General features: G+C 61.6%; 10 protein-coding genes. 5 read left to right on the top strand and 5 right to left on the bottom strand.

Annotated elements, in window-relative coordinates; genetic code table 11:
- Window positions 1–39: 39 nt before the first annotated feature.
- Together codB and codA are read left to right on the top strand one after the other, a co-directional pair.
- Complete coding sequence (gene codB, locus M0808_RS22790) at window positions 40–1,311, top strand: cytosine permease (protein WP_247842503.1); 1,272 nt, start codon at window positions 40–42, stop codon at window positions 1,309–1,311.
- A gap of 14 nt (window positions 1,312–1,325) precedes the next feature.
- Window positions 1,326–2,573: a cytosine deaminase gene (gene codA / locus M0808_RS22785; protein WP_247842502.1), complete on the top strand. Its 1,248-nt coding sequence runs from the start codon at window positions 1,326–1,328 to the stop codon at window positions 2,571–2,573.
- Between the two features lie 128 nt (window positions 2,574–2,701).
- Here codA and M0808_RS22780 read toward each other — a convergent pair whose 3' ends face one another.
- Window positions 2,702–3,682, bottom strand: coding sequence for a diaminopimelate epimerase (locus tag M0808_RS22780; protein ID WP_247842501.1), 981 nt, complete (start codon window positions 3,680–3,682; stop codon window positions 2,702–2,704).
- Between the two features lie 372 nt (window positions 3,683–4,054).
- Between M0808_RS22780 and M0808_RS22775 the strand changes: the two genes are divergently transcribed.
- Together M0808_RS22775 and M0808_RS22770 are read left to right on the top strand one after the other, a co-directional pair.
- Window positions 4,055–5,206 (top strand): MFS transporter, encoded by a 1,152-nt coding sequence (locus M0808_RS22775; protein WP_247842500.1) that lies wholly within the window; start codon window positions 4,055–4,057, stop codon window positions 5,204–5,206.
- Window positions 5,207–5,299: 93 nt separating this feature from the next.
- The gene (locus M0808_RS22770; protein ID WP_247842499.1) at window positions 5,300–6,808 is read left to right on the top strand and encodes a trypsin-like peptidase domain-containing protein; all 1,509 of its coding nucleotides are present in this window, start codon (window positions 5,300–5,302) and stop codon (window positions 6,806–6,808) included.
- Between the two features lie 52 nt (window positions 6,809–6,860).
- Here the strand turns inward: M0808_RS22770 and M0808_RS22765 are convergent, their stop codons facing one another.
- The 4 genes from M0808_RS22765 to M0808_RS22750 form a co-directional block, all read right to left on the bottom strand.
- The gene (locus M0808_RS22765) at window positions 6,861–9,284 is read right to left on the bottom strand and encodes a TonB-dependent receptor (RefSeq protein WP_247842498.1); all 2,424 of its coding nucleotides are present in this window, start codon (window positions 9,282–9,284) and stop codon (window positions 6,861–6,863) included.
- Between the two features lie 98 nt (window positions 9,285–9,382).
- On the bottom strand, window positions 9,383–10,366 hold the full coding sequence (locus tag M0808_RS22760) for a FecR family protein (RefSeq protein WP_247842497.1): 984 nt from the start codon (window positions 10,364–10,366) through the stop codon (window positions 9,383–9,385).
- Between the two features lie 40 nt (window positions 10,367–10,406).
- A complete protein-coding gene (locus M0808_RS22755; protein ID WP_003223490.1) occupies window positions 10,407–10,907 on the bottom strand; it encodes a sigma-70 family RNA polymerase sigma factor in 501 nt (166 codons plus the stop codon).
- 95 nt (window positions 10,908–11,002) lie between these two features.
- Window positions 11,003–11,380: a c-type cytochrome gene (locus M0808_RS22750; protein ID WP_027614010.1), complete on the bottom strand. Its 378-nt coding sequence runs from the start codon at window positions 11,378–11,380 to the stop codon at window positions 11,003–11,005.
- Window positions 11,381–11,604: 224 nt separating this feature from the next.
- On the opposite strand from M0808_RS22750, the gene nhaA reads away from it, so the two are divergent.
- Entirely contained in the window at window positions 11,605–12,807 is a 1,203-nt protein-coding gene (gene nhaA, locus M0808_RS22745; protein WP_247842496.1) for a Na+/H+ antiporter NhaA, read from the top strand.
- The last annotated feature ends 5 nt before the right edge of the window (window positions 12,808–12,812 follow it).

The raw sequence follows: 12,812 nt of genomic DNA, 5'->3' as shown, positions 1-12,812 counted from the left end.
ACTTGCTTCGCGTCTCCCCAATCCAGCAAGGAACGCCCCATGACGCAGAACGCCCCCGGCAACGACTACCCCCTAAGCGAAGTCCCGATGCACGCGCGAAAAGGCCTGGCCTCGACCGCCATGGTGTTACTGGGATTCACGTTTTTCACCGCCACCATGTTTGCCGGCGGCAAGCTCGGTGTGGCCTTCAGTTTTGGCGAGATGCTGGCGGTGATCGTCGTCGGCAACCTGCTGCTCGGGCTGTATGCGGCAGGCCTCGGTTATATCGCCTTCAAGAGCGGGCTTAATTCGGTGCTGATGGGGCGTTTCTGTTTTGGTGAAGTCGGCAGCAAGCTCAGTGACCTGATCCTCGGTTTCACCCAGATCGGCTGGTACGCCTGGGGCACTGCGACCGCCGCCGTGGTGCTCGGCAAATACTTCGATCTGGGGCAAGGCACAGTGCTCGGCCTGATGGTGCTGTTCGGCCTGGTGTTCTGCGCCACGGCGTATATCGGTTATCGCGGCCTGGAGATCCTGTCGTACATCGCGGTACCGGCGATGATGTTGCTGCTGATGCTGTCGATGTGGGTCGCGACGGTAAAAGTCGGTGGCCTCGAAGGTTTGCTCAGCGTGGTGCCGACGAGTTCGCTGGACTGGTCGACCGCGATCACGCTGGTGTTCGGCACCTTCGTCAGCGGCGCGACCCAGGCGACCAACTGGACACGCTTCTCGCGCTCGGCACGGGTTGCCGTGCTGGCGAGCCTGATCGGATTTTTCATCGGCAATGGCTTGATGGTGCTGATCGGTGCCTACGGCGCGATCGTCTATCAGCAGCCCGACGTGGTTGAAGTGTTGCTGCTGCAAGGTTTCGCCATGGCCGCAATGGCCATGCTGCTACTGAATATCTGGAGCACCCAGGACAACACCATCTACAACTTCGCCGTCGCCGGCTGCAACCTGCTGCGCACCGGCCGACGCAAAACCGTGACCCTGGCCGGCGCGGTAATCGGCACCCTGCTCGCCCTGCTGGGCATGTACGACATGCTGGTGCCGTACCTGATTCTGCTGGGCACGGTGATTCCGCCGATTGGCGGGGTGATCATGGCCGACTTTTTCTTCCGCTGGCGCGGGCGCTATCCGCGTCTGGCCGACGCACGGCTGCCGGCGTTCAACTGGCCGGGGCTGGGGGCTTACGCGGTCGGCACGCTCACTGCGTTCCACTCGCCCTGGGTCGCGCCGCTGGTAGGGATTGCCGCCGCCGCGCTAACGTATGTCATCGTCACCGGCCTGCTCGGCGCCCGTCGCGCCAGTGCGCCACTACCAGACCTATAAGAAGGATTCGCCTGATGCACATCATCAACGCCCGACTGCGCAACCAGGACGGTTTGCACGAATTGCACCTGGAAGACGGCCTGATCCGCAGCATCGGCCGCCAGACCGAAGCCCCGACCCTCAACCCCGGCGACCTCGACGCCGGCGGCAATCTGGTGGTGCCGCCCTTCGTCGAGCCGCACATCCACCTCGACGCCACGCTGACCGCTGGCGAGCCGCGCTGGAACATGAGCGGCACGCTGTTCGAGGGCATCGAGTGCTGGGGTGAGCGCAAAGTCACCATCACCGAAGAAGACACCAAGACCCGCGCGAAAAAGACCATCCAGGCCCTGGCCGCACACGGCATCCAGCACGTGCGCACCCACGTCGACGTCACCGATCCGCAACTCACCGCGCTCAAGGCGATGCTCGAAGTCCGCGAAGAATCCCGGCACCTGATCGATCTGCAAATCGTCGCGTTCCCACAGGAAGGCATCGAGTCGTACCGCAACGGTCGCGAGCTGATGGAAGAAGCGATTCGCATGGGCGCCGATGTGGTCGGCGGCATTCCGCATTTCGAGTACACCCGTGATCAGGGCGTCAGTTCGGTGAAGTTTCTGATGGATCTGGCCGAGCGCACCGGGTGTCTGGTTGACGTGCATTGCGACGAGACCGACGACCCGCACTCACGCTTTCTCGAAGTGCTCGCCGAAGAGGCGCGCAGCCGCGACATGGGCGCGCGGGTCACCGCCAGCCACACCACGGCAATGGGTTCTTACGACAACGCCTACTGCGCCAAACTGTTCCGCCTGCTCGGGCATTCCGGGATCAGTTTCGTCTCCTGCCCGACCGAAAGCATTCACCTGCAGGGGCGCTTCGACAACTTCCCGAAACGCCGTGGCGTGACTCGCGTGAATGAATTGCTTGAGGCCGGGATGAACGTGTGTTTTGGCCAGGATTCGATCGTCGATCCTTGGTATCCGCTAGGCAACGGCAACATCCTGCGGGTGCTGGAAGCCGGGTTGCACATCTGCCACATGCTCGGTTACCGCAACCTGCAGAACGCGCTGGATCTGGTTACCGATAACAGCGCCAAGGCCATGCACCTGGGCGAGCGTTATGGCCTGGAACAAGGACGCCCGGCGAACCTGCTGATTCTGTCGGCGGACAGCGACTACGAAGTGATCCGCAGCCAGGGCCTGCCGCTGTATTCGATTCGTGGCGGCAAGGTGCTGATGCAGCGGCAGATGCCGGTGGTGGCGTTCAGCGGCGGACAAATCTGAAACTTTTGTCAGGCTGATGGCCTCATCGCTGGCAAGCCAGCTCCCACAGTATCCAGCAGTGAACGCGTGATTTGTGTTCAACATATAACTCTGTGGGAGCTGGCTTGCCAGCGGAGGCGATTGCCGCTTCAGTCGATCAATCGAGCCGTACCAAACAGCCTGACCCGCACCAATTCGCCCTGCTCTTCTTCGAGCAACACCGGCGCCGTCCCGCCCGGCATGACGACGTGCACTTCGCCGCTCGCCACCCAACCCACCGCCCATGCGGCACACGCCACCGCACTGGCGCTGGTGCCGGAGGACGCTGTCGGCCCTTCGCCACGCTCGAATACTCGGGCGACGATGCGCTGCGCTGACGCAAGCGCGGCCCATTGCAGATTGATGCCCGCCGGGCATGGCTGGCCGGCGCCGGTCGGCATCGCGTAGGCGATTCGGGTCAGGCCCTCAGCCCAGGGCGATTCGCGCATTTGCGGGTTGCTCGGCAACACGGCAACGTCGGTGAGCAAGGTCACGCAATGCGGATTGCCGATGCGCACGAACTGGCTGTGCTGCCACGCGGGATCGAGCTGTGCCAAGGGTGTTACGTGGCTCACTTCATGACCATTGAATTCGCGTTTTTCAACATTCCGGGCGGTCACCGCTGAAGGCCCGAAGCCCGGTTGACCGAGGTTCAGCCAGAAGCCGTTCATGCCTTCAACTGTGGCCGTTTTCACCGAAGTTTCCACGGCGTCGCCCTTGTCGTGATGCACTCGCAGTGACGCCCCTTCCGCCGGCATCAGCCCCTGCTCCAGCAACGACTGGGAAAAGATCGTCAGGCCGTTGCCACTGCGCTCGGCCAAGGTGCCGTCGGTGTTGACGATCAGCACGTCGAACGGCGGCGCTGCCTGGAACGGGCCGATCAGCAGGCCATCGCTGCGATGGGATTTGCTCCCCGCCGGACGCTGCCCCTCATGCCAATCGCAGCACAGCGCTATGGCTGCCCGACTCCACGCCTGTCTCGACGCAGCACACTGCGCGGCTCCACTCGGCAGATCGATCCCCGCCTCGCGAAGCCTCTGCGGCGAAACCACCCCGTAAATATTGCCCCGCGCATCGTAGAACTGCGTCATCACCGGCCTCACTCACCTTGTCGAAGCCATCACTGTAAACCGCGATCCCCTGTAGGAGTGAGCCTGCTCGCGATAGCGCAGTATCAGGCGCCCTGGTCATTGCCTGAGCCACCGCCTTCGCGAGCAAGCCCGCTCCCACAGTGATCTGCGCATGACAGCAAATTTGTGAGCGCCCGCCATTTAATGTGGGAGCGGGCTTGCTCGCGAAGGCAGTGTGTCAGTCACTATATTCTTTAGCTGACACAGCACTATCGCGAGCAGACTCATCCCTACAGGTTAGGATGTCGACTGCACTTCCCCGAGACTTGCGATCGAACCTCGACGCGCTATCACTGTCATTCGGGGACGCGACGTTTTTTGCCAAGGATCGATATGACCAGCCTCAACCCCCAAGACACCTTCGTCCCCGGACGCCTGCAACAGGTGTCGACGCGCATCGCTTTTTTCATCGCCGGCCTCGGCATTGCCGCGTGGGCGCCGCTGGTGCCGTACGCCAAGGCCCGCGCCGGACTCGATGAAGGCACGTTGGGCCTTCTGCTGCTGTGCCTGGGGGTCGGCTCGATTCTGGCGATGCCACTGGCGGGGATTCTCGCCACGCGCTTCGGCTGTCGCAAAGTCGCCACCGGCGGCACCCTGCTGATTTGCGCGGCGCTGCCGTTGCTGGCGACGGTGTCGTCGATACCGGCGCTGATCGCCACGCTGTTCATGTTCGGCGCCGGTTTGGGCACGGTGGATTCGACCGTCAACCTGCAAGCGGTGATCGTCGAACGCGCCAGCGGCAAGCACATGATGTCCGGCTTTCATGGCCTGTTCAGCCTCGGCGGGATTGTCGGCGCGGCCGGTGTCAGCGCCCTGCTCGGCCTCGGCCTGACGCCACTGGCGGCGATGCTGGTGGTGGTGGCGGTGTTGATCGGCGCGCTGTTCAAAGCGGTGCCGCACATGCTGCCGTACGGCAGTGAAAGCTCGGGCCCGGCATTCGCCATTCCCCACGGCATCGTGCTGTTCATCGGCGGGATGTGTTTCATCGTGTTCCTCACCGAAGGCGCGGCGCTCGACTGGAGCGCGGTGTTCCTCGCACAGGAACGCGGGATCGACACGGCGTATGCGGGCTTGGGTTACGCCGCATTTGCCCTGACCATGACGGTGGGACGCCTGCTGGGTGACCGGATCGTGCGCAGTGTCGGGGCTACGCGGATCATTCTGTTTGGCGGACTGCTGGCAGCGGCAGGCCTGTTTCTGGCGACCTTCGCCCCGAGCTGGGAAGCCGCGCTGCTGGGGTATGCGCTGGTCGGCGCCGGCTGTTCGAACATCGTGCCGGTGCTGTATACGGCGGTGGGCAAGCAGACGGTGATGCCGGAAAGCATTGCGGTGCCGGCAATCACCACGCTGGGTTACGCAGGGATTCTGGCGGGGCCGGCGGTGATCGGTTTTGTCGCGCATGCCAGCAGTTTGAGTTTTGCGTTTGGCTTGATGGCGGTGTTGTTGGTGGCGGTGGCCATCGGCGGCAAGACCTTGAAAGTCTGAACATTGGCGCGGTACCTGTCAGGTTTGACAGTAGACAAGCCCTGCCCCCAATCATAGGGTTGATTTCCAGCTCAGGAGGAAAGGAAATCCGGCATGAACATTGGAACAGGATCAGTTATTGCGCTAATCACTATTCTCCAGGGATGCGCTTCCGTTAATCGATACGACTGGGGCGAAGGCACTGCCAATTTTGCGCCTGCTGAGCGGCTGGCCAATGCCAGCGGGAACTATGCGCATTGGCAAGCCATTGGCCGTGTTGAAGTTGAAGGCGGCATGACCTGCTCCGGCACGCTCATTGACACACGAGAACCCGGTACAGTGTCGCAACCCGCCTACGTACTGACCTCCGGACACTGCACACACCCGGAGATAGCTAATAACGAGATCATCGTCAATCAACCGGCAAAGGGTCGGGTGACGTTCAATTATTTTTTTGACACGCAACCGCAAAGCCATTCCTACAGCGTCAGTCGCATTGTCTGGAGCACGCTACGCGGTCAAGACCTCTCTATCGTTGAACTTCAACAGCCTCTCGAACAGTTGATCAGAGACGGTATCCAGCCGTTGAAATTGGCGCAGACCCCGCTGGTCGCCGAAGACAATATTCTGATCACCGGCGCGCCCATGAGCGGTTTCATTCAGCGCATGGCCTGCAAGCAGGAACACTCGGCAGCGATCATTGAAGGCCCATGGCGTTGGGTCGGACAACCAAGCAACCGTTGCCTCGATGTTGTCAGTGGGCTTTCAGGCTCGCCATTGCTTGCGCGTTACACCAATGAAGTTGTGGGTGTGCTGAGCACCACCACTCGCGGGAGTGAGCGCGATCGCTGCAACAAAGGCGCGCCCTGCGAAGTCTCGAGGGGACAGGTCGATAAACGCAGCGATACCAACTACGCCTCCACAACCGATGGACTGGGCGCCTGTTTCGCCAAGGGGCATTTCAATCCACGTCTGGGCGGTTGCCCGCTTGGAGAGAACTGGTCGTTTCCTGGTTCGCCGAAAAACAGCGGTTACATTAAGGTCGAGCGCGACGAACATGGACAAGTCGTGCCTTGGCGATGGCTGCAAACTTTCACCACAACCGCGCCTTACTACCGCTATCGCTTTACGCGCAGTCTGGACGAATGTCAGAACCTTGATGGCTACAGCCCAGTGCAAACGGCTGAACCGGACGCTGATAATCAATTGAGTCATGAACTCAAAGACGGCTCAGGCCTGTACTTTCTCTGCCTGATTGGCCAACAGCGACCTACGGACGCACCCGGGCAGTGGGCCGGAAGAACCCCTAGCGTCTATTGGCGCTGGTTGATGGAAGCGCCCGCACCGCTGGAGCCTGCCTATCATGTCGAATTTGTGGGTGGCGACGAATACGACATCAGAGTATTTCCGGTTGTGCCGGATCTGGATCCCTCCCGATTTCAATACAAGTATGGCCAGCCCGGAAGCATCAATTGCAATAATGGGCAGGGATTTCAACATGTATCACCCTCCACAGGTGTGTTCCATGTTTCCGTCGCCAATGGCCGGCAAAACGTCTGCCTCAAAGGCGCAGACCTGGCGGGGAATCCCGGACCGACCATCGACATTCTGATTCCTCAATAGCTCAGGCCTGATGTAGCTGAGCCGTGTGAAACCGGTTCAGCGCCCCCCAGCGCTAGAATCCGACGCTGGCCTGCACAAAGAACGTGCGCGGTGCGCCCACATACATCCCCGAATTGTTGTCGCTGGAACGGGTGAAATACTGCTTGTCGAAGACGTTTTTCACCCCGGCGCCGAGCTTCAGGTTCGACACCTGCGGTCCGAAGTCATACCCGCCGCGCACGTTCCAGGTCACATAACCCGGGATGTCGCCGTACTGCCCGTCGGCCGTGCCTTCGGTGATGTAGTTGCCGTTGAAGCTGCCATCGGCGTTGACCCCGGTGCCCGGCGAGCGCTGTTTTGATTGGGCGAAACCGTCGATGTTGTAGGTCCAGCGATTGACGTCGTAGCGCAAGCCCACGGTCGCCACCTGCCGCGAATAGAACGGCAGATCACGGCCCTTGAAGCCCGGAATCTCACCTTCGTAAGTCGCACGGGTGTAGGTGAAACCGGCGTTGGCGGTCAGACCGTCGAGACGCGGATCGAGCGCTGCCATGTCGTAGTGCACCGACGCTTCGATGCCCTGGTGCTTGGTCGCGCCGAGGTTGGTCCAGCCGACATCGTTGCTGATGTATTGCAGTTCGTCATCGAAGTCGATGTAGAACAGCGTCACTTCCCCGCCCCACACGTCATCGTTGTAGCGCGTGCCGATCTCGTAGGTCTTGGCCTTTTCCGGCTCCAGGCCGTTGGCGGTCTGGTCACCCGAGCCGCCCTGGCCGAGCTGGAAATACTGCAGGCTGCCGAACGAGGTTTCGTAGTTGGCGAACAGTTTCCACGCGTCCGACAGGTGATACATCACGCTCAGCGCTGGCAGCGGTTCGTTGCTTTCGATGCTGCGGTTTTTCTCCGGCACGCGTTTGCCTGCGGTGTCGAGCACGGCGCGGTCATGCCAGTCAGTGCTGATGTGTTCGAAGCGAATGCCCGGAGTGATGGTCCAGTTGCCGACGTCGATCTTGTTGTCGACATACACCGAGTTGGCCTCGGTGCCGCCGGTGCGATCCTGGAACACATGGCCGTCGGACGTCGGCGTGACCACCGGCTGATTATTGACCAGCGCCAGACGGCTCGACTGTTCGTGCATCGCCTCTTTCAGGTAGCGATAACCGACGCTGACTTCCTGCGTGGTCGGGCCGACGTCAAACACCCGCGACACACGCGGTTCGACACCGAGGGTGTAATAGGAGCGCGGGTACGAGCTGAGGGTTTTCTGATCGCGGGCGGCGATGGTGCTGCCGCGAAAGCTGTCGGTGTAGTAGGTGAGGATTTCAGCCTGAGTACGCTCGTCGATCTGCCGGATCCACTTGAACGACACGTCTTTGCGCCGACCGCTGAAGTTGTCGTAATCGCGCACCGAATCATACGGTTTGTCGTCGTACTGCTTCTGCGTCAGGCCGCCGGGCATGTCGGCGCTGGCGTCGTAGTAATGAAAGTTGAGGCTGAAATCGTCCTGATCGGTCGGCGCCCAATGGGTCTTGAGCAGCACGTCGTCGATGTCGTTATCGTTGTTGCGCTCGCGGTAACCGTTGCCGTTGACCCCGGAGTACAACAGCGCCACGCCCATGCCGTTGTCGGCCGTGCCGCCGAGGAACGCCGTGTCGATGTGCTTCCAGCCGCCGTACCGGGTGGTCTCCAGCGTGGTGCCGATTTCCCCGGTGGCTTTTTCCGGAATGGCGCGGGTGACGAAGTTGATCACCCCGCCGACGTTTTGCGGGCCGTAACGCACGGAACCAGCGCCGCGTACCACGTCGATGCTGTCGAGGTTGCCCGAGGAGATCGGCGCCATCGACAGTTGTGGCTGGCCGTACGGTGCGAATGCGGCCGGCACACCGTCGATCAGCACCGTGGAGCGTGGCGACAAGCGCGAAGTCAGGCCCCGCACGCCGACGTTCAGCGCGATGTCGCTGCCGCCGGTGCCGTTGGAGTCCTGCACCTGTACGCCCGGCACACGTTTGAGCACATCACTGACGTTCATCGCGCCCTGCTCGACCATGGCTTCGCGGCGGATCACCGTGCGTGCGCCCGGGTGGTTCTGTACCACGGCGGCATCGGCGTCGCCGAGCCAGTCGCCGACCACTTTGATGTCGGTCACGCCCAGTTCCAGTGGGCCATTGCTGGCGGCAGTTGCGGCCGGGGCCAGGGTCACCGAGCCTTCGTTGATCTGATAGTCCAGGCCGCTGCCCTGCAACAATTGGCGCAACGCCTGCTCGGGAGAAATGTCGCCATCGACCGCCGGAGCCTGTTTGCCGGCGACCAGATCCGGGCTGAAAAACACCTGCAGCGAGGTTTGCTGACCCAGCTCGCTCAGGGCCTGGCCCAACGGCTGGGCGCGGATGTGAATGGCCTCGGCGGCATAGGCCAGCGGCATCGCAGCATTGACCGCCAGCGTCAGGGCCAGCGGTAACCAAGGGGATTTTTTGTTGTTGGTTGAGGTGTTTTTCACGTCGAACGTAGTCCTGTGGAGCGCAAGAGTGTGCGTCTGTTAATGCAAACCAGTTGCAGTTGAACAGGAAGACGATGAACTCGAAAAAAACCTGAATGTTATTTTGAAATTATTTCCTGACTGCCATCGGCCAGGGTGCGAACGGCCACCGGCAGGATGTTTGGCAGGGCCTTGAGCAAGGCGTCGGTGTTGTCCGATTTGAACACGCTGGTCAGGCGCAGACTGGCCACGGCCGGGTTGCTGACCGTCAGCGGCTTGTCGCGATAACGCGAAACTTCCGCTGCCACTTCGCCGAGGCTGGCGTTGTTGAACACCAGTTTGCCGCTGCGCCACGCCGTCAGTTCGGCGGGGTTGACCGCATATGCGGCGGCGACGCGACCCTCGGCATCGACGTGGGTACCGAGACCTGCCGTCAAGTTGATGAACTCGTTGTCCGGCGCATTGCGCCCCTGCACCTTGACCGTGCCCTGCTCCACCGCGACCCGGGTTTGCGTGACATCGCGGCGCACATCGAAACGCGTGCCGGTGACCGTGACCTTGCCGCTGCCGGCCTCGACCACGAACGGCCGCGCCGTGTCGTGCTGAACGCTGAACAGCGCCTCGCCTTCACTCAATTCGATCAGCCGCCGATCCTTCTCATAACGCACCTGCAGACGGCTGCGGCTGTTCAGGTCGATCACCGATCCGTCCGGCAGCGCCACATGCTTGCGCTCACCCAGCGCCGTCGCGAACTCGGCGCTGTAGCCGTCGGGGTGATTCAGACCGCTGAACAGACCGAGGCCGAGCGCCACCGCCAGCACACTGGCGGCCACGACATAGCGCAGCAGCGGGCGACGTTCGCGACGGGCCGGCGGGGTTTCGACGAGGGCCTTGAGGCGTGGCGCCGGCAGCAGATCCGCCGCCGTCCACAGGCCTTGCAGCAACTGGAATTCGTCACGGTGTTGCGGATGCTGGTTCAGCCAGGCGTCGAAGCGCTGCTGTTCGTCGGCACTGATCAGCGGTTCCTGCAAACGCACAAACCAGCGTGCCGCCTCATCGCGCACCGTTGTTTGCCCGCACGCGCAATCACGGGTATCCATCATGGAATGTCCTGTCGGGCTGGGGATGAAACGCGGTGGCCGCTCATGACTGCATGCCGTCGAGGCGATCGCGCAAGTGGCGCAGGGTGCGGATCATATACTTTTCGACCATGTTCCTCGACAGCCCCAGGCGTTCGGCGATTTCCGCCTGGGTCAGCCCTTCGATCTTCTGCCAGACGAAAATCTTCCGGCAGTTGAGCGGCAGCTCCTGCAGCGCCCGTTCGATGGAGTCGGCCAACTGGATCGCCTGCATGTAATGCTCCGGGTCGCCGGTTGACGACACACTGTGATCGATCGCCTGCGACTCCATGGCTTCCCGTCGATCCTCACGCCGATAACCGTCGACCGCGATGTTGCGTGCGGTCTGGTGCAGATACGCCCGTGGCTGCTGCACCGCTGCCGAATCGGATTCGAGCACCCGCACAAAGGTGTCGTGCGCCAGATCCTCGGCCTGCGCGCGATTGCGCAGACGCCGGGTCCAGGTGCCGATCAACTCTTCGTAATGCTCGAAAAAGCCGGGTCTGCGGGGCAGCATGGGGTTCATGACAGCGTGCTGGGGAAAGAGGCGTGAATAGTAATGCTTCCTATTAAGGCCGGCAATTCATTCCTTGGAGACCCGATCCGCCGTTCATCTCCAGGTCATCGTGCTTTTGCAATCACCTCACTCATGTATTGATGCAGATCGCGAAAATCCTGAACGCTCCAGGCGTGCGGCGCGATCTTCACGCCGTTGTCCTGCAAGGTTTTTGGAATCAGGTTTCCATTGGGACGAAGGATGATCGAGGACACGATGACGCCCGGATAATCCTTAAGGCGTTTCTTGAAGGTGGCTGTTGTCAGGTCAGGCGTTGGCGGATTGCTTTTATTGGCCAATGGCCCGGTTGCCTTGATATCGGCGCCGTGGCACACAGCACAGCGCTGGACATAAAGATTTTTGCCGTTGGCATTTTCTGCCACGGACAGGGAGGTCTGAATGACTGATAACAAAGCGAATAAGGCGACGAGGGTTGTTTTCATTTTTATAAAGGGTCAGAGGCTGAAACGGACGACGCACAGCTAAGCACACATCAGGAAGCCAATTTCCACGTATCGAGAAATTGCCGGGCAGCGACCCACGTCGTCGAGTTTTTCGCAGCCGTCCCGCCTATTGTGTAAAATGCCGCCCGGGTGCCACCGCAACAACGCGGCAGGGCAGGTTTAATTCAGCGCAGGTCGGGCCGCCGCGCGGAGTTGCTGTGCCTATGAGCCACGATCCGTCACGCCTGCAGGCTGCCCGTCAGGAGTCGCCTTCTGCCCTGGCCTTTCTCTCGCGATTTTTCGCCGCCGAGTCCGCCGGTGGCCTGATTCTGATGGCCGCTGCCCTGGCCGCGCTGCTGGTCGCCAACTCGCCTTGGGCGGCCACGTATTTCTCGACCTTGCACATCAAGATCGCCGGTCTGTCGATCGAGCATTGGGTGAATGATGGCCTGATGGCGATCTTCTTCATGCTGGTGGGCCTGGAGATCAAGCGCGAAATGCTCGCCGGTCAGTTGTCGACCTGGGGTCAGCGCGCGCTGCCGGGCTTCGCCGCGCTGGGCGGGATGCTGGTCCCGGCCCTGATCTACGTCGCGATCAACTGGGGCAATCCGCAAACCCTGAGCGGTTGGGCGATCCCCGCCGCCACCGACATTGCTTTCGCCCTGGGCGTGCTGTCGCTGCTGGGCAAACGAGTGCCCGTGTCGCTGAAAATCTTCCTCTCGGCGCTGGCCATCCTCGATGACCTGGGCGCAGTGGTGATCATCGCGATTTTCTACACCAGCGGCCTGTCGGTGAGCATGCTGCTGGCCTCGTTGGCAGTGATTGCACTGCTGGTGATCCTCAACCGCTGCGGTGTCAGAAAGCTTTGGCCATACCTGATCGCCGGCGCCTTCCTGTGGTTCTTCATGCTGCAATCGGGGATCCACGCGACCCTCGCCGGGGTGATTCTGGCCCTGTGCATTCCGCTGGGTAACCCGGAGGACGAGCACAACTCGCCGCTGCTCTACCTCGAAGAAAAAATGCACCCGTGGGTGGCATTCGCTGTGGTGCCGATTTTCGGCTTCGCCAACGCGGGTGTGTCGCTGACCGGCATTTCTCCGAGCAACCTGCTTGAGCCGGTGCCGCTGGGCGTCGCGCTGGGGCTGTTATTCGGCAAGCAGATCGGTATCCTCGGCCTCGGCGCCCTGGCGATTCGCAGCGGCCTGGCGCAACTGCCACAAGGCGCGAACTGGCTGCAACTGTACGGCGTCGCCCTGCTCTGCGGGATCGGCTTCACCATGAGCCTGTTCATTGGCGCACTGGCCTTCCCGGGCGCGCCGCATCTGGTCGACTCGGTGAAAGTTGGGGTGTTGCTGGGTTCGATCCTGTCCGCGCTGCTGGCGGTAGTCGTGCTGATGAGCGCTGGCAAGGCGAAGGCTTCGAACTGACCGCC

This window comes from Pseudomonas sp. MWU12-3103b (assembly GCF_023100615.1).
Classification (GTDB): Bacteria; Pseudomonadota; Gammaproteobacteria; order Pseudomonadales; family Pseudomonadaceae; genus Aquipseudomonas; species Aquipseudomonas putida_A.
The sequence above is the reverse complement of the archived record's forward strand: the minus strand, read 5'-3'. Positions and strand labels throughout refer to the sequence as shown.